Raw genomic sequence first — 15726 nt, 5'->3', positions numbered from 1 at the left:
AACGTGGGTCCGCTCCGGCACGCGTTCGACGGATCGCCCTGCGGGAGGGCCCAGGTGCACGTCGTGATCATGGGTTGCGGCCGGGTCGGCTCGACCCTGGCACACAACCTGGAGGACCGCGGCCACTCGGTCGCGGTGATCGACAAGGACGCCAACGCGTTCCGTCGGCTGCCCAACGACTTCGCCGGCACCCGGGTCACCGGCTCCGGCTACGACCGCGACGTGCTGCAGTCGGCCGGGATCGAGCAGGCCGACGCCTTCGCCGCCGTCTCCAGTGGCGACAACTCCAACATCATCTCGGCCCGGCTGGCCCGCGAGACGTTCGGCGTGTCCCGGGTCGCCGCCCGCATCTACGACCAGCGGCGGGCCGAGGTCTACGAACGGCTCGGCATCCCGACGGTGGCGACCGTACGGTGGACCGCCGACCGGATGCTGCGGCACCTGGTCCCCGAAGGGCACGTGGAGATCTTCCGGGACCCGACCAGCACGGTGTCGATCGTCGAGGTGCCGCTGCACCGGGAGTGGATCGGGCGGCCGCTGCAGGCGCTGGAGCGGGCGGCCGGCACCCGGGCGGCCTACCTGATGCGGTTCGGAATCGGCACGCTGCCGACCCCGTCCACCGTGCTGCAGGAAGGTGACCAGGTCTTCATGCTGGTCACCGACGACATTGCCGACGCCGTCACGTTGACCGCCGGCAGCCTGCCGGAAGGAGCGCGGTGATGCGGGTGGCCATCGCGGGTGCCGGCAACGTCGGCCGCTCCATCGCCCAGGAACTGATCGGCAACGGCCATCAGGTGACCCTCATCGAACGTAATCCCGCGCTGTTCCTGCCGGACCGGGTGCCGGAGGCCGACTGGGTGTTGGCCGACGCATGCGAGGTGGCCAGCCTGGAGGACGTCGAGCTGAGCACGTACGACGTGGTCGTCGCGGCCACCGGGGACGACAAGGTGAACCTGGTGGTCTCGCTGCTGGCCAAGACGGAGTTCAGCGTCCTCCGGGTGGTGGCACGGGTGAACCGGGCCGAGAACGAGTGGCTGTTCACCGAGCAGTGGGGCGTCGACGTGGCGGTCAGCAAGCCACGGGTGATGGCGGCACTGGTCGAGGAGGCGGTGACGGTCGGCGACCTGGTCCGACTGATGACCTTCCGCCAGGGTGAGGCGAACCTGGTGGAGATCACCCTGCCGACCGACGCCCCGTACGTCGGGCACGCCGTGCGCACCGTGCCGCTGCCCCGCGACTCCGCCCTGGTGGCGATCGTCCGGGGCAAGCGGGTACTGACCCCCGGCCCGGACGACCCGCTCGAACCCGGTGACGAACTCGTCTTCGTCTGCACCGCTGAGGTGGAGGACGACGTCCGAGCGGTCGTCCTCGGGGCGGACAGCGTGGCCCGCACCCGGCGCGGCGAGCAGCCGCCAGCGCCGGTCCGCAACGAGCAACCGCCACCGCAGGACTGAACCCCGGCCGGCCAGCGGACGGGCGGCTGTCAGTTCGAGGCGGCCAGCACCGGTCCGGCGCCGTGGCGCTCACGGTTGACCCGACGGACGACCCAGATGGTGATCGCCAGCAGCACCGCGTACGGCGGATAGCCGAGCAGCAGCCGGGAGACGCCCAGCGCGGTCTCCATCGACGCGACGTAGAAGCCGGCCTGTACACCGACCTTGAGCAGCCAGACGACGCCCCAGAGCACGGTCAGCCGGTTGAAGGTGCGGATCAGCACGGGGTCGGCGCGCCACTCGGAGCGGCCGCCTGCCGCGAGCACCGACCAGATCCAGCCGACCAGCGGCTGGCGGATCACCACCGAGCCGAGCAGAGCCAGTCCGTAGCCGATGCCGTACAGGATGCCGGGCAGGTAGAAGTCGCGTTCCTCGCCGGTCCGCCAGGCGAGCAGGGCACCGATGCCGATGCCGAACAGCCCGTTGACCGCGTGCCGGATCGGACGACGCTGCAGCAGCCGGACCACCGCGATACCGACCGCGACACTCACCGCGGCGATCAGCGCCACCGACAGTTCCCAGATGACGTTGCAGACAACGAAGACGGCGATCGGCACGCTCGACTCGACGAGCCCGCGCCAGCCGCCGAGCTGCTCGGCCATCTGCTCGGTGATGCTCGGCAGGCGTTCCTCGTCGTCATTGCCGGCTGCCGGGGGGTGCTGTCCAGAGGTCATCGGCACCGCCTTCCTTCGTCGGTGGCGGCGCCGGACGGGACCGGCCGGCTCACCGGGGGGATTCCAACTCGTAGTGCGGGTTGTAGATCACCTTACGGTCGTCGCGGACCGCGACCCGGCCGCGGGCGGTGAGCTGGCGGCCTGGTTCGATACCGGCGATCCGTCGCCGGCCCAGCCAGACCAGGGTGACGACGTCGCTACCGTCGTAGAGGTCGGCCTCCAGGCTCGGCAGGTTGGTCCGAGGGCAGTAGACCACCGTACGGAGCCGACCGGAGACCGAGACAACCTCGCCGCGGTGACACTGCCCGGCGGGGGTAGCTCCGCACTCGGCGCTCTCCCGCTGTAGCTGTTCGGCGTCAAGCTCGGCTTCGGTGGCGGCGAGCCGGCGCAGGAACCGGCGCAGCGACGGACGGCGTTCATCGATCGCCATGACCGTCTGCCCCTCCTCGGCGTCGCCGGTGCGGCGCGGATCCACGTCGGGCGCGGACCGCTCCACCAGGGTACGCCGCGACCGGCACCGGCCAACTGGCCGGTGCGCCCGGCCGATCGGTGGGCCCGGCCCGCCGGTGCCGCCACGGCGGGCGGCGGGGGCGGCGGCGCGCTACGGCGTGGCCGGCGGCGACTGCCGCGCCTGCTCGGCGAGCTCGCGGGGCAGTCGCAGCGGCAACGGTTCGCGTACCGGCTTGGCCTCCTGGCCGCGGTCGACTACCAGACCGTGCAGCACCTCGGTCAGCGTCGCGGCGGCCGCCGGGTCCACGGCGGCCGGGCCCTGGAACAGCGCCCGCACCATCCAGCGTGGTCCGTCGATGCCGACGAACCGCAGGTCGGTGCCGCCGTCCGGAGTACGCACCTGGGCCAGCAGCTCAGGTCCGTACTCGCCGACGGCTTCCCGGACGGTCGCCCCGTCGCGGCGCAGCGACTCGGTGATCTCGACGCGCACCTCGTCCCAGATGCCCTCGGTACGCGGTGCGGCGAAGACCCCGAGCTGCAGCGCACTGCCCCGGTTGGCGAGCACCACCTGCTGGATCGCCCCGTCCGGGTTGGCCTGGACCCGGACCTCCACCCCTTCGATCGCGGGGATCTGCAGGCTGCCCAGGTCGAGCCGGCGGACGCCGGTCGGGGCCTCGGTCACGTCGTACGGGCCCTGCGTGGGGTTGCCTGGCGCCAGGTCGTCGGTCTCGGGACCGACGAGTCCGTCCTGGGCGTGCCGGCCGCGCCCGCGGCCGCGGGAGAAGACCACGATGCCAACCTTCCGTATGCGCTGTCGCTGGTCAGCGGGCTGCTGGTTCGGCCGGGGTCGGCTGGACCACGACGGACAGGCCGGCATGGCCGCCGGTCGAGCCGTGTCCGGCGGAACCTCGCGCCGAGTCGGGCAGCTCGTCGACGACAGAGAACTCTGCTGTTTCGACGCGTTGTATCACAAGTTGGGCTATCCGGTCACCTCGGCATATCCGGGCCGGCCGGGACGGATCGTGGTTGATCAGGTTCACCAGGATCTCACCGCGGTAGCCCGCGTCGACCGTACCGGGGGCGTTCAGCACGGTGACGCCCAGCCGCGCGGCGAGGCCGGAGCGGGGGTGGACCAGCCCGACGTACCCGGCCGGCAGTGCGACCGCCACCCCGGTACGCACCAGTGCCCGCGCGCCGGGAGCCAACTCGGCGTCCTCGGCGGCGAACAGGTCAGCCCCGGCGTCGTCGGGATGGGCGTAGCCCGGCACCGGCAGACCCGGATCGAGCCGACACACCGCCACCCGCACCGTGTCAGACATGAACCCCACCTCTCCGCCACCGCCGACCGGGACGACTCCCGCGCACCACAGGCCGCCGAACACACCCCGCTGCTGAACCCGTACCCTCGGACGACGTGGCATCCGCTTCCGCCGAACCCGACACACCGTACCGGGCCGTGGTGCACTACCGGGAGCGACTCCGCCTGCCGTGGTGGCTCTGGGTGGGCGGATCGGCGCTCGCCGCCTTCCTTGCCGCCGAGGTCTGGATGGGCACCTCCGGGGTCCGGGCCTGGCTGCCGTTCAGCGTGCTGCTGCCGTCGACCGCCGCCGGCCTGTGGTGGCTGGGTCGAATCCCGATCCGGGTCACCTCGGACGAGCTCCAGGTCGACGATGCCCGACTGCCCCTGCGGTACGTCGCCGAGGTCGTCGCCCTGGACGGCGACGGCCGCCGGGAACTGCTCGGAGTAGGCGCCGATCCGCTGGCGTTCGTCATCCAACGGCCGTGGATCGCCGGCGCCGTACAGGTCGTGCTGAACGATCCGGCGGACCCCACGCCGTACTGGGTGGTGAGCACCCGGGACCCGGTCCGGTTGGCCGGCGAGATCCGCGCCGCCCGGCAGGGCCAGGCAGCCGGCCCGACCGGTGACCGCCCGACGGCTGGCGGCGCCACCGGCGAGCCGCCGGCACGCTGAGGCCGGATCATTCGGGCTGTGGGCGCACACCGCCGATCGCCGGTGGGGCCGGCGGATGCATCAGACCGAGCGCCCGCCGCTGGCTACCCAGGTCGGCGCGGACGCGGTCGGCGAGTGCCCGGGTCGCCCGACGGTTGAGATAGCTGGCCACCGCCGCGCCGGTCAGGAACGGGCCGAGGGTGGTGAGGTTGCGGCCGAATCGGCGAAGCAGGAGCTCGCCCAGCTCGCGACGGGCGGCGGTGCCGAGCACCGCGCCCACTCCGACACCGGGCACCATCGGGTTGACGCCCCGCTGGTTGGCCCAGGCGTGGATCATGTTGACGGCACGCTCCGTGCCGGTACCGGGCACCGGTACGCCGTACACCTGGTGCAGCTCGCCGACCAGCTTGAGCTCCACGGCCACGACGGCGACCGTCTCGGCCGCCAGCAGTACCGGCGCGGACAGCAGGGTCGGGGTGACGGTCCACTGGACCGCCGAGACGCCGCCACCCGCCGCGCCGATCCCGGCGCTGACCCGGCTGGCGTTGCGGATCAGCCGCTCGGCCAGCTCCTCGTCGTCGAGGCCCGGATGGTGCTGGCGCAACGTGGCCAGATCGCGGACCGGGAGGTACGGGGCGACGTCGGCCACCGCCTGGACCAGCCACCGGCCCGCCGCCGCCGGCTTGAACAGCTCGGTCACGCCGCGCCGACGCAGTTGTTCGACGAGCCGCCCGAGCAGGCGTCGCCGGTCGACCGGCGGGGTCGCGTCCCCGGTCAGTTCGGCCACTGTGGCGGCGAACCGGTCGGTCCCGGCCCGGTCGCCGTCCTGCGCGGAGCGGTCAGGATCGGTCATGCTGCCTCCAGGGCCGGCGGCCGGACACGGTCACGGCGACTGCGGCGACCTCGTGTCGAGGTCGCCGCGTGTCCCCCTCTTCCCCCGGTGTGTCGTCAGGTGCACTCGCGACAGATCAGCTCGTTGTTGCGCTCGACGGCGAGTTGACTGCGGTGGTGGACCAGGAAGCAGCGCGCGCAGCGGAACTCGTCCGACTGCATCGGCAGCACCTTCACCGTCAGTTCCTCGTCCGCCAGGTCGGCACCGGGCAGCTCGAAGCTCTCGGCCACCTCGGCTTCGTCCACATCGACGGCGCCCGACTGTGAGTCGACGCGCCGTGCCTTGAGCTCCTCCAGGCTGTCCTCGCCGAGGTCGACCTCGTCGCGACGCGGAGCGTCGTAGTCGGTGGCCATCGGTTCACTCTCCCGTATCGTTCAGTCGCTTCCGGTGATAACGCCGGACGACGGTATTTCGGTTCCCGTGCGGGCCCTGATGAGACCGCATCCCGGCGAAACGTACCGTTTTGCGCCGTTTTGCGGTTGCCGCAGGAAACTCCCCCCGCGAGCGCGGTACCTTACCCCTCTCTGGCCGACGCATGTATACCGCCCTTGTGGGACTGATGTACGCCCAGACACCGGAAGTTGTTCCCAGTGTGACTCAGGCGACACGAAGATAGGGGTACCCGCCGGCCGATCGGCGCCGGCACGCCGGCCGGACGGCGAGCTGTTTACCGTGCCGTCCGGACAACCGCTAACCTCGGCGGGCATACTCGGTACTCACCGGTGCGGCGGGCCGACACCCGGCACCGCCACACCTCGCAGGGGGCCAGATCCATGAGCTTTGCGCGCGTGCGAGCGCTCGTTGTCATCGGCGGACTTGTCATGTTCGCCCTGGTCTTCGTCATCGTCGCGATGGTCCGCGACAGCCAGGGGGGCGAGGCCACCGCGACCACCTGCCCGGACGGCTGGGCACTGGCCGACGTACAACTGCGGGAGGCCAAGGACGTCCGGCTCAATGTCTACAATGCGACCGACACCAGCGGGCTCGCCACCAACATCGCCGACGATCTGAGCAACCGCAACTTCCAGATCGAGGAGGCGGCCAACGACCCGGAGGGTCGGCGGATCGACGACGTGGCCGTGCTGCGGTACGGCCCCGAGGCGGTCGGCTCGGCCCACCTGATGCGCGCGTACTTCCTCGACCAGGCCAGGACCGAGTACGACCCGGCCCGCGAGGACGACATCGTGGACGTGGTCATTGGCAACGCGTTCCGGCAACTGGCGACCACCACCGAGGTGAACCAGTCGCTGGCGGCGCTGGGCAAGCCGGTGCTGCCGCCACAGACCTGCGCCGCGCCCGAGGACTGACCGACCCTGCCCTCACGGCCCGCCGGCGGCGTCCAGCCGGTTCAGGTGCCCCTCCAGCGCCGGGAACAACGCCGGTGGAGCGGCCACCACCATCTGCGGTCCGGCCGGTGCCCCGGCCAGTCCGGCGACCAGCAGGCCCGCTTCCGCCGCCACCAGTCCCCCCGCCGCCTGGTCCCAGGGGTTGAGGCCCTTCTCGAAGTACGCGTCGACCTGGCCCTCGGCGGCCAGGCACAGGTCGATCGCCGCCGCGCCGAACCGGCGGATGTCCCGCACATGCGGCATCAGGCCGACGAGCACCTGCGCCTGGTGCACCCGGCGCGCCGAGTCGTAGCCGAACCCGGTGGCGACCAGGGCCTGGGCCAGCTCCGACTGATCGGAGCCGGCCAGCCGTCGCCCGTCGCGGTAGGCACCACCGCCCCGCACGGCGGTCCATTCGGCCCCGGTGGCCGCGTTGCGCACCACTCCCGCGACCACCTGGCCGTCGACCTCTGCGGCGAGCGACACGGCGTAGTTCGGCAGCCCGTACAGGTAGTTCACCGTGCCGTCGATCGGGTCGAGGATCCAGCGCACCCGGGCCGACCCGGACGGAGCGGAGTCGCCGTACTCCTCGCCCAGCACGGAGTCGGTCGGGCGCCGCTCGCGCAGGGCCGCGACGGCCTGACGTTCGACCGCCCGGTCCGCGGCGGTCACCACGTCGGTCGCGGTGCTCTTGGTGGCCAGCCCGGAGACCCCGGCCCGGCGCATCTCGGCCGCGGTGCGCGCCGCCGCCCGCGCGACGTCGACCGCGATCTCCAACAGGTGGTCCGGTTCGGGTGTCCGCTCCGCCATCGTCTCCCCTTCTTCGCCGTACGCCCGGTTCTCCGCCGCCTTCGCCAGGGTGGCCGGGGACCGGTGGCCACCTCGGCCGGGTGGTCAACGACAATCACCCGTACGGCAGGGGTAACATCCTGTCAAAGTCCACGTTCGTCCCATGTCGGTGGCCCCCGACCGGCGGCTGGCTCGCGCGTGGCGGGATGATCCCCACAAACGGCGTTACAATTCACGCCTGCCCTCGTGTCACGGTCAGCCGGTCCGGCCGGTGGAGCGGTCGCGGGGGGACACAATCACAACCGGCACGTCGCTCCGCGCTGCGGTGGCCGGTCCGGCCGTGCTCGTTCATCGCCTCCGGAAGGTCATTCGTGACAGAACTCCGCCACACCGGCGCCGACGTACGCTCGCTAACCGACACCCTGATCGCCCATGCCGAACAGGCCGGTGGTCAGCTAACGTCGGCCGAGGTCGCACGGACGGTTGAGTCCGCCGAAGTGACTCCGGCCCAAGCCAAGAAGATTCTCCGCGCGCTCGCCGACGCCGGCGTCACGGTCGTGGTGGACGGCTCGGCCAGCACTCGGCGCCGGGTCGCCGCGGCCCGGTCCGCCACCCCGGCGTCCAAGGCCACCACGGCCAAGACCACCCGTCGGGCCCCGACCGCCCCGAAACAGGCGCCGGGTCCCGACGAGCCGGCCCCGGCCGTGGCCGTGCCGGCGAAGAAGGCCACCACCCGCAAGGCCACCACGGCGGCGGTGCCGGCCGCAGCGCAGAACGGCACCCCGGCCGAGGAGCCGGCGGCCAAGCCCGCCGCGAAGCCCGCGCCGAAGGGCACCCGGACCCGGGCCGCCAAGGCAGCCGGTGGTGCCGCCCCGGCCAAGGCCGCCGGCGCCACGCCGGCCGGCAAGGCCCCGGCCAAGGCGGGCAAGGCCACCGCGAAGGACGGCAGCAACCCGGACACGCCGGACGAGGAGATCGATCCGGAGACACTGGCGGCAGAGATCGAGGACGTCGTGGTGGAGGAGCCGGCCGAGCTCGCCCAGGCGGCCGAGGCCGACGCTACCCGGGACAACGACTTCGAGTGGGATGACGAGGAGTCCGAGGCGCTCAAGCAGGCCCGCCGGGACGCCGAGCTGACCGCCTCGGCCGACTCGGTCCGGGCGTACCTGAAGCAGATCGGCAAGGTGCCGCTGCTCAACGCCGAGCAGGAAGTCGAGCTGGCCAAGCGGATCGAGGCCGGGCTGTACGCGGCGGAGCGGCTGCGGGCCGCCGACGAGAGCGACCAGAAGATGCCCACCCAGCTGACCCGGGACCTGGGCTGGATCTCCCGGGACGGGGAGCGGGCCAAGAACCACCTGCTGGAGGCAAACCTGCGGCTGGTCGTCTCGCTGGCCAAGCGGTACACCGGTCGGGGGATGGCCTTTCTCGACCTGATCCAGGAGGGCAACCTCGGCCTGATCCGCGCCGTCGAGAAGTTCGACTACACCAAGGGCTACAAGTTCTCCACCTACGCGACCTGGTGGATCCGCCAGGCCATCACCCGTGCCATGGCCGACCAGGCGCGCACCATCCGGATCCCGGTGCACATGGTCGAGGTGATCAACAAGCTGGGTCGTATCCAACGCGAGCTGCTGCAGGACCTGGGCCGTGAGCCCACGCCGGAGGAGCTGGCCAAGGAGATGGACATCACACCGGAAAAGGTGCTGGAGATCCAGCAGTACGCCCGGGAGCCCATCTCGCTGGACCAGACCATCGGCGACGAGGGCGACAGCCAGCTCGGTGACTTCATCGAGGACTCCGAAGCCGTGGTAGCGGTGGACGCAGTCTCCTTCTCGTTGCTGCAGGACCAGCTGCAGCAGGTGCTGCAGACCCTGTCGGAACGCGAGGCCGGGGTGGTCAGGTTGCGGTTCGGTCTCACCGACGGGCAGCCGCGGACGCTGGACGAGATCGGACAGGTCTACGGGGTCACCCGGGAGCGGATCCGCCAGATCGAGTCCAAGACGATGTCCAAGTTGCGACACCCGTCACGTTCGCAGGTACTCCGGGACTACTTGGACTGACCAGTTCAGGACAACCCAATGTGTAACTTTGGTCACTTGGCGTCTACCAAACCCAGGTCATCACGGCGTTACCCGGCGGTGATCGTTGACGTGGCACCCTTGGTTCACGGCACACTGTGCCTACCAGGTGTGAGCCCGGTCCCCCGGGGGCACATCGGGAAGGCGGGGACCCCCGCCGGTGTTGGACGATGGGTGACAGACCGAAGAGTGTGTTCATCGGTGACGACCAGAGGAGGAAGGCGATGACCCCGACTCTCACGCCTCCGGAGACGGTGGATGCAGTAGGCGCCGATGAACGGTGCGACCGGTGCAACGCGGCCGGCAAACTACGGGTGACCTTGGCGGGCGGCAGCGAGCTGGTGTTCTGCGGACACCACGCCAACAAGTACGCCGACGATCTCGTCAAGATCGCGGTGCAGTTCAAGGCCGACCCTGAGTTCACTTGGCGTGGCGCCGATCTGATGGCCAACTGACACGACGAGACCACTGGACAGCGATGGCTGGGCCCCACCGGACGGTGGGGCCCAGCCCTTCTTTTTGCCTGCGCCAGCTGCTTATTCAACCAATTTGTTGCGAAGCTGCCCGGGATCAGCATAACCTCTTGTTCAACCAGAACGTCGAACAAGAGGGAGGTGCCGGGTGAGCGAGGACCGGTTGTCGCTGGTGTTCGCGGCGCTGGCCGACCCGACCCGCCGGGACATCGTCACCCGGCTGACCGACGGCGACGCCACCGTCAATCAACTGGCCGCGCCCTACGACATCTCGGTGCAAGCGGTCTCCCGGCACATCAAGGTGCTTGAGGACGCCGGCCTGGTCAGTCGCAGCCGGGACGCCCAGCGGCGGCCCTGCCACCTGGAAGCCGAGGTCTTCGACCTGATGTCCCGGTGGCTCGACCGGTACCGCCAACGGGCGGAGGAGCGGTTCAGCCGGCTGGACGCCGTTCTGGCGGCGCTGGACGACGACCAGCCGACCACCGACCGTCAAAGCACCCACGGAATCGACCCTGAACAGCAAGGAGCAGCGTGAAAGCCACGACCACGACCGGCGACCCGACCACCCGTACCCGCGTCGAGGCGCACCCCGACCTGCCCTCGATCCAGATCGTCCGCGACTTCGCCGCGCCCCGGGCCCGGGTGTTCCGCGCCTGGATCGACCCCGACCTGGTCACCCAGTGGCTCGGCCCGAAGGACCTGGAGCTGCGGATCGAACACTGGGACGGCCGCACCGGCGGCAGCTACCGCTACACGAACTGGCGCGACGGCGAACAGATCGCCGGATTCTACGGTTCCTTCCACGAGGTACGCCCCGACGAGCGGCTGGTGCAGACCTTCACCTACGACGGGGTGCCTGACGGGGTCAGCCTGGACACCGCCACCTTCGAGGACCTGCCCGATGGCGGCACTCGGGTCACCGTACTGTCGCTGGTCGAGAACCTGGTCGCCCGCGACCAGATGCTGGCCAGCGGGATGGAGCACGGCGTCCGCGAGGGGTACGAGAAGCTGGACCACCTGCTGGCGACCGGCTGACCGGCACCTGCCCGGATCACAGCGTCTGCACCGTCGCGATCCGCTCCTCCAGCTGCTCGATGGTGGCCTGCGCACTCGGCGGGCCGCCGCACCGCCGCCGCAACTCGGCGTGGATCTTGCCGTGCGGCAGTCCGGTGCGGTGGTGGTGCGCGGCGACCAGGGCGTTCAGCTGACGGCGCAGGGTGATCCGCCGCTCCCCGGCCGTCGGTGCACGTTCCGCCGGCCGGGCGGCGGGTACCGGTTGATCCGTCGACCGGGCCCGCCGCTGCGCGGCGATCTGCTCGGCCTGCCTACGGTTCAGCAGCACCGTGACCTGATCGGGGGTGAGCAGGCCGGGCAGGCCGAGGTACTCCTCCTCCTCGGCGGTGCCGGCCTGGGCGCCGGTGCCGAACGAGGCGCCGTCGAAGATCACCTGGTCCAGCTCGGCGGTGGCGGACAGCGCCTCGAACCGCTTCTCCAGCTCCCCGCTGGCCTGCTCGTTGCGCTGGGCGCGCTCCAGCAGGTCGTCGTCGAAGCCCTCCCGCTTCTTGGCCGCCCCGATCACATGGTCCCGCTCGGCCTCCATCTCGCTGGCCAGCCCGAGCAGGTGCGGGACGCTGGGCAGGAACACCGTCGCCGACTCCCCCGGCCGGCGGGCCCGGACGAACCGGCCGATCGCCTGGGCGAAGTACAGCGGCGTCGAGGCGCTGGTCGCATAGACCCCGACGGCCAGCCGGGGGATGTCCACCCCTTCGGAGACCATCCGGACCGCCACCATCCAGCGCTGCTCGGACCGGGCGAACGCGGCGATCCGGGCCGACGCGCCGGCGTCGTCGGAGAGCACCACCGCGGCCTTCTCCCCGGTGAGCCGCTCCAGCAGCCGGGCGTACGAGCGGGCCGCCGCCTGATCGCTGGCGATGACCAGACCGCCGGCGTCGGACATGCCACCGTCGCGCAGGAAGGTGAGCCGGGCGTCGGCCGCGCGCAGCACCGCCGGCATCCAGTCGCCGGCCGGATCCAAGGCGGTCCGCCAAGCCTGGGCGACGAGGTCCTGGGTCATCGGCTCGCCCAGCCGGGCGGCGAGCTCGTCCCCGGCGCTGGTCCGCCACCGGGTCTCCCCCGAATAGGCCAGGAACAGTACCGGCCGGACCACCCCGTCGCGCAACGCGTCGGAGTAGCCGTAGATGCTGTCCGCCCGGGACCTCGGCAGGCCGTCGCCGCCCGCTTCGTAACGCACGAACGGGATCGGGTTGTCGTCCGAGCGGAACGGCGTACCGGTGAGCATCAGCCGGCGGACCGCCGGCTCGAACGCGGCCTTGATCCCGTCGCCCCAGGACCGGGAATCACCCGCGTGGTGGATCTCGTCGAGGATGACCAGCGTCCGCCGGGTCATCGTGCGCCGCCGATGCACCTGGGGAGCCATCCCGACCTGGGCATAGGTGACCACCGCGCCGTGAAAATCGGCGGCCGAGTGCAGGTCGGCGTTGCGGAACGCGGCGTCGAGCTGGATGCCGACCCGGCCGGCCGCCGCCGCCCACTGGGTCTTCAGGTGCTCGGTCGGTGCGACCACGGTGACCGCCTCGACGGTGCCGTCGGCCAGCAACTCGGCCGCGATCCGCAGCGCGAACGTGGTCTTACCGGCACCCGGCGTGGCGACGGCGAGGAAGTCCTCGCTGCGCCGGCGCAGATACTCCACCAGTGCCCGGCGCTGCCAACCGCGCAGCGCCGGGAACGTGTCGACCGTCGGCATGGTGGTCGGCACGCGAACCCCTTTCCCCCGTGATCGGACCCGGACTAGCCGGCGATCACGGAACCGTCTACCCGCTCGTCCGGCGGCCGTGACCGGAGTGCGGTCGACGGCCACGAAAAGGCCCTCGCGGCCGGTGGACGCGAAGGCCGATCGGAGTCCGGCTCAGCCGGTCATCGACTCGTAGATCTCCTTGCACCGGGGACAGACGGGTGATCCGGGTTTCGGCGTACGGGTCACCGGGAAACGCTCGCCGCACAGTGCGATCACGAAGGTGCCCATGACGGCGCTCTCGGCGATCTTGTCCTTGCGGACGTAGTGGAACATCTCCGGGCCGTTGTCGGCGTCGGCATCCTTGACCTCGGGACGCTCAAGAACCTCGGTAGTCACGTCGTCTCCCACCTCCAGGCTGAGAGTCTGGCAGTTTGTGGCGTACGGGTCCAACGTCCGGCACGACCCCCGCCCCGTACCGTGGTGATCATGGCAGAATCCGCAGGCCGCACCGGGCCGTTGCACTACGACATCCAGTACGGCGCCGAGGTGGCCGACGCCCGCCGGGACGGACGGGCCATCGTCGCCCTGGAAAGCACCATCATCGCACACGGCCTGCCGCGACCCGACAATCTGCGGGTCGCCCGCGAGATCGAGGCCGCGGTACGGGCCACCGGCGCGGTGCCGGCGACCATCGGCATGCTCGGCGGGCGGCTGGTGGTCGGGCTGGACGACGCCGAGCTCACCCGGCTGGCCGGCTCCGACACCGTCGCCAAGCTCTCCGCCCGGGACCTGGCGCTGGCCGCGGCGAGCGGCGTGGACGGGGCGACGACGGTCGCCGCCACCAGTGTGGTCGCGGCGGCGGCCGGGATCGGCGTGTTCGCCACCGGCGGGCTCGGCGGGGTGCACCGGGAGGCGGCGCAGACCTTCGACGAGTCGGCTGACCTGGTCACCCTGGCCGGTACGCCGATCACCGTGGTCTGCGCCGGGGTGAAGTCGATCCTGGACGTGGCGGCCACCCTGGAGCGGCTGGAGACCCTCGGTGTGGCGGTCGCCGGCTACCGCAGCCGGCGGTTCCCCGGCTTCTTCGTCACCGACAGCGGCCACGACCTGCACTGGTCGCTCGACTCGCCGGAGCACGTCGCCGAGGTGATCCGGGCCCGGCGTCGGCACGGCTTCGGCGGGGGCGCGCTGGTGGTGGCGCATCCGCTGCCGCCGCAGGAGCAACTGGATCCGGGCCTGCACGACACCACCCTGGCCACCGGGCTGGCCCGGATGGCCGAGGCAGGCGTCACCGGCAAAGAGGTCACCCCGTTCCTACTGGCGCACTTCCACTCGGCCACCGCAGGTGCCAGCCTGGCGGTGAACATCCGGATCATCCTGCGCAACGCCGACCTCGCCGGGCGGATCGCCGTGGCGGCGGCGGAGGCGGAGGCCGCCCACGCGGCGGAGTTCGCCGGTGCCGCAGAGCCGACCGGCACGGCGGGGTGACCGGCCGCAGGCTGACCGGCGACGCGATGGCCCTCAGTCGGCCGCGCCCCGGCCGGGTCCTGGTCGTCGGCGACCTGGTCACCGACGTGGTGGCCGTGCTCACCGCTCCGTTGGCGGCCGGTTCGGACACGGCGGGCGGGATCCGGTTCACCGGCGGCGGCCAGGCCGCCAACACCGCGGCCTGGCTGGCCGCGCACGGCGTACCGGTGACGTTGGTGGCGGCGGCCGGCGACGACGCCCTCGGGGACATCCGGCTGGCCGAGCTGGCCGCGGCCGGGGTCGACCTCGCGGTACGGCGCTGTCCGGACACGGCGACCGGCACGGTGATCGTGCTCGCCCACGGTGAGCAGCGCTCGATGGTCGCCGACCGGGGTGCCAACCTGTCGCTGCGGGCCGGTGACGTCGACGCCGCCGTGTCGCTGTTTCCCGACGCGACACACCTGCACCTGTCCGGCTACCCGCTGCTGCACCCGGGCAGCCGGGAGGCGGGCCGGCACGCGCTGGTCGCCGCCCGGTCGCGCGGCATGTCGACCAGCGTCGACGCGGCGTCGGCGGCTCCGCTGCTGGCCGCCGGACCGGCGAGGTTCCTCGACTGGGTACGCGGGACCGACCTGCTGCTGGCCAACCTCGACGAGGCAACGGCGCTGGGGCTGGCCGACGGGCTGCCGGAACCGGCGCCGGTCCGGCGGCTGGTGGTCAAGCGGGGCTCCGGTGGAGCCGTCTGGCACGAGCCGGCAACGGTGGTATCGGAGGCGGCGGTGGTCGTGTCGGGGGCGGTGGCGACGACCGTGCCGGTGGTCGACCCGACCGGCGCCGGTGACGCCTTCGCCGCAGGGCTACTCGCCGCCTGGCTAGCCGGCGATGACCCGGTGACCGCGCTGGCCGCCGGCGGGCGGGCGGGCGCGACGGCGGTCGGGGTGGTCGGTGCCCGGCCGGTTCGCCGCGTCGGGTCAGGGCTCGACGTCGATGACGCGGGCCGGTGACGGCGTGGTCGGCACCGCGCCGACCTGCGCCGGGCCGCCCCGTGGAGTGGGTTGGCGCCGCTGGTTGCGCATCCGGTGCCGGTCCTTCGGCGGCCGGTCGTTGGCGAGCAGCACGGCCAGCCACGGCACCAGGATCATGCCGACCGCGCAGATCGGCAGCCAGAGCCAGAGCAACGGCGCCTCGCTGGTCACCAGGACCGCGCCGACGATCAGACAGATGCCCCGGATCGACATCATCAGCACGTACCGACGTTGCCGGCCGCGCAGTTGGTCTCCCGGGCTCGGTTCGGCGTCGGTGATCACGGTGGGTTGCCCAGCGGTCCGTCGCACCGTGCCTCCTCCTGTCGCGTACCGCCAATCGTCGCACCTGCCGGC

Annotated in this window: 20 protein-coding genes; 10 read left to right on the top strand and 10 right to left on the bottom strand. The window is 71.8% G+C overall.

Features of this window, described 5'->3' with window-relative positions; all coding sequences use genetic code 11:
- Positions 1–54: 54 nt before the first annotated feature.
- Both O7610_RS02140 and O7610_RS02135 read left to right on the top strand, forming a co-directional pair.
- A complete protein-coding gene (locus tag O7610_RS02140) occupies positions 55–720 on the top strand; it encodes a potassium channel family protein (protein WP_281554081.1) in 666 nt (221 codons plus the stop codon).
- Positions 720–1454 (top strand): potassium channel family protein, encoded by a 735-nt coding sequence (locus tag O7610_RS02135; protein WP_281554080.1) that lies wholly within the window; start codon positions 720–722, stop codon positions 1452–1454. The genes O7610_RS02140 and O7610_RS02135 overlap by 1 nt, the downstream gene beginning before the upstream one ends.
- Positions 1455–1483: 29 nt before the next feature.
- Here the strand turns inward: O7610_RS02135 and O7610_RS02130 are convergent, their stop codons facing one another.
- The 4 genes from O7610_RS02130 to dut all read right to left on the bottom strand — a co-directional run bounded on the left by O7610_RS02130 (position 1484) and on the right by dut (position 3936).
- Entirely contained in the window at positions 1484–2167 is a 684-nt protein-coding gene (locus O7610_RS02130; RefSeq protein WP_281554079.1) for a DUF3159 domain-containing protein, read from the bottom strand.
- A 49-nt stretch (positions 2168–2216) separates the two neighbouring features.
- Positions 2217–2597 (bottom strand): OB-fold nucleic acid binding domain-containing protein, encoded by a 381-nt coding sequence (locus O7610_RS02125; RefSeq protein WP_278168155.1) that lies wholly within the window; start codon positions 2595–2597, stop codon positions 2217–2219.
- 171 nt (positions 2598–2768) lie between these two features.
- Complete coding sequence (locus O7610_RS02120; RefSeq protein ID WP_289212526.1) at positions 2769–3407, bottom strand: DUF3710 domain-containing protein; 639 nt, start codon at positions 3405–3407, stop codon at positions 2769–2771.
- A 31-nt stretch (positions 3408–3438) separates the two neighbouring features.
- Positions 3439–3936 carry a dUTP diphosphatase gene (gene dut, locus O7610_RS02115; protein ID WP_281554077.1) on the bottom strand — a complete coding sequence of 166 codons (498 nt, stop codon included), beginning with the start codon at positions 3934–3936 and terminating at the stop codon, positions 3439–3441.
- A 95-nt stretch (positions 3937–4031) separates the two neighbouring features.
- Here dut and O7610_RS02110 point away from each other — a divergent pair, with 95 nt between their 5' ends.
- A complete protein-coding gene (locus tag O7610_RS02110) occupies positions 4032–4589 on the top strand; it encodes a DUF3093 domain-containing protein (protein ID WP_289212525.1) in 558 nt (185 codons plus the stop codon).
- Between the two features lie 7 nt (positions 4590–4596).
- On the opposite strand, the gene O7610_RS02105 is transcribed toward O7610_RS02110, so the two are convergent.
- Positions 4597–5421, bottom strand: coding sequence for a hypothetical protein (locus O7610_RS02105; RefSeq protein WP_289212524.1), 825 nt, complete (start codon positions 5419–5421; stop codon positions 4597–4599).
- A gap of 95 nt (positions 5422–5516) precedes the next feature.
- Entirely contained in the window at positions 5517–5813 is a 297-nt protein-coding gene (locus O7610_RS02100) for a DUF4193 domain-containing protein (RefSeq protein WP_123600728.1), read from the bottom strand.
- A 435-nt stretch (positions 5814–6248) separates the two neighbouring features.
- Between O7610_RS02100 and O7610_RS02095 the strand changes: the two genes are divergently transcribed.
- Positions 6249–6767, top strand: a complete 519-nt coding sequence (locus O7610_RS02095; protein ID WP_289212523.1) for a LytR C-terminal domain-containing protein — start codon at positions 6249–6251, stop codon at positions 6765–6767.
- A gap of 12 nt (positions 6768–6779) precedes the next feature.
- On the opposite strand, the gene O7610_RS02090 is transcribed toward O7610_RS02095, so the two are convergent.
- Positions 6780–7595, bottom strand: a complete 816-nt coding sequence (locus O7610_RS02090; protein ID WP_289212522.1) for an inositol monophosphatase family protein — start codon at positions 7593–7595, stop codon at positions 6780–6782.
- 350 nt (positions 7596–7945) lie between these two features.
- Here O7610_RS02090 and O7610_RS02085 point away from each other — a divergent pair, with 350 nt between their 5' ends.
- The 4 genes from O7610_RS02085 to O7610_RS02070 all read left to right on the top strand — a co-directional run bounded on the left by O7610_RS02085 (position 7946) and on the right by O7610_RS02070 (position 11160).
- Positions 7946–9634 carry an RNA polymerase sigma factor gene (locus O7610_RS02085; protein WP_281554073.1) on the top strand — a complete coding sequence of 563 codons (1689 nt, stop codon included), beginning with the start codon at positions 7946–7948 and terminating at the stop codon, positions 9632–9634.
- A gap of 242 nt (positions 9635–9876) precedes the next feature.
- Positions 9877–10107, top strand: a complete 231-nt coding sequence (locus tag O7610_RS02080) for a DUF7455 domain-containing protein (RefSeq protein ID WP_281554072.1) — start codon at positions 9877–9879, stop codon at positions 10105–10107.
- Between the two features lie 166 nt (positions 10108–10273).
- Positions 10274–10660 carry an ArsR/SmtB family transcription factor gene (locus O7610_RS02075; protein WP_289212521.1) on the top strand — a complete coding sequence of 129 codons (387 nt, stop codon included), beginning with the start codon at positions 10274–10276 and terminating at the stop codon, positions 10658–10660.
- Positions 10657–11160, top strand: a complete 504-nt coding sequence (locus O7610_RS02070) for an SRPBCC family protein (RefSeq protein ID WP_289212520.1) — start codon at positions 10657–10659, stop codon at positions 11158–11160. The genes O7610_RS02075 and O7610_RS02070 overlap by 4 nt, the downstream gene beginning before the upstream one ends.
- A 16-nt stretch (positions 11161–11176) precedes the next feature.
- Here the strand turns inward: O7610_RS02070 and O7610_RS02065 are convergent, their stop codons facing one another.
- Positions 11177–12889, bottom strand: coding sequence for a DEAD/DEAH box helicase (locus O7610_RS02065; RefSeq protein ID WP_281555519.1), 1713 nt, complete (start codon positions 12887–12889; stop codon positions 11177–11179).
- A gap of 162 nt (positions 12890–13051) precedes the next feature.
- Entirely contained in the window at positions 13052–13276 is a 225-nt protein-coding gene (locus O7610_RS02060) for a DUF3039 domain-containing protein (RefSeq protein ID WP_123600724.1), read from the bottom strand.
- Between the two features lie 90 nt (positions 13277–13366).
- Between O7610_RS02060 and O7610_RS02055 the strand changes: the two genes are divergently transcribed.
- Together O7610_RS02055 and O7610_RS02050 are read left to right on the top strand one after the other, a co-directional pair.
- The gene (locus O7610_RS02055; protein ID WP_281554069.1) at positions 13367–14368 is read left to right on the top strand and encodes a pseudouridine-5'-phosphate glycosidase; all 1002 of its coding nucleotides are present in this window, start codon (positions 13367–13369) and stop codon (positions 14366–14368) included.
- Between the two features lie 26 nt (positions 14369–14394).
- The gene (locus O7610_RS02050; RefSeq protein WP_289213552.1) at positions 14395–15351 is read left to right on the top strand and encodes a carbohydrate kinase family protein; all 957 of its coding nucleotides are present in this window, start codon (positions 14395–14397) and stop codon (positions 15349–15351) included.
- Here the strand turns inward: O7610_RS02050 and O7610_RS02045 are convergent.
- The gene (locus O7610_RS02045) at positions 15319–15681 is read right to left on the bottom strand and encodes a DUF3099 domain-containing protein (RefSeq protein WP_281554068.1); all 363 of its coding nucleotides are present in this window, start codon (positions 15679–15681) and stop codon (positions 15319–15321) included. The two genes, O7610_RS02050 and O7610_RS02045, sit on opposite strands and share 33 nt — an antisense overlap.
- Positions 15682–15726: the final 45 nt, after the last annotated feature.

The sequence above is a fragment of the Solwaraspora sp. WMMA2065 genome (assembly GCF_030345075.1).
In the GTDB taxonomy this organism is placed as follows: Bacteria; Actinomycetota; Actinomycetes; order Mycobacteriales; family Micromonosporaceae; genus Micromonospora_E.
This window is presented reverse-complemented; position numbering and strand designations above follow the sequence as displayed.

Bases quoted from the DNA above. Each gene is read 5' to 3' on its own strand.
- O7610_RS02130 (WP_281554079.1), bottom strand. From the start codon at position 2,167: ATGACCTCTGGACAGCACCCCCCGGCAGCCGGCAATGACGACGAGGAA.
- O7610_RS02105 (WP_289212524.1), bottom strand. From the start codon at position 5,421: ATGACCGATCCTGACCGCTCCGCGCAGGACGGCGACCGGGCCGGGACC.
- O7610_RS02135 (WP_281554080.1), top strand. From the start codon at position 720: ATGCGGGTGGCCATCGCGGGTGCCGGCAACGTCGGCCGCTCCATCGCC.
- dut (WP_281554077.1), bottom strand. From the start codon at position 3,936: ATGTCTGACACGGTGCGGGTGGCGGTGTGTCGGCTCGATCCGGGTCTG.
- O7610_RS02090 (WP_289212522.1), bottom strand. From the start codon at position 7,595: ATGGCGGAGCGGACACCCGAACCGGACCACCTGTTGGAGATCGCGGTC.
- O7610_RS02080 (WP_281554072.1), top strand. From the start codon at position 9,877: ATGACCCCGACTCTCACGCCTCCGGAGACGGTGGATGCAGTAGGCGCC.
- O7610_RS02050 (WP_289213552.1), top strand. From the start codon at position 14,395: ATGGCCCTCAGTCGGCCGCGCCCCGGCCGGGTCCTGGTCGTCGGCGAC.
- O7610_RS02065 (WP_281555519.1), bottom strand. From the start codon at position 12,889: ATGCCGACGGTCGACACGTTCCCGGCGCTGCGCGGTTGGCAGCGCCGG.
- O7610_RS02125 (WP_278168155.1), bottom strand. From the start codon at position 2,597: ATGGCGATCGATGAACGCCGTCCGTCGCTGCGCCGGTTCCTGCGCCGG.
- O7610_RS02100 (WP_123600728.1), bottom strand. From the start codon at position 5,813: ATGGCCACCGACTACGACGCTCCGCGTCGCGACGAGGTCGACCTCGGC.
- O7610_RS02055 (WP_281554069.1), top strand. From the start codon at position 13,367: ATGGCAGAATCCGCAGGCCGCACCGGGCCGTTGCACTACGACATCCAG.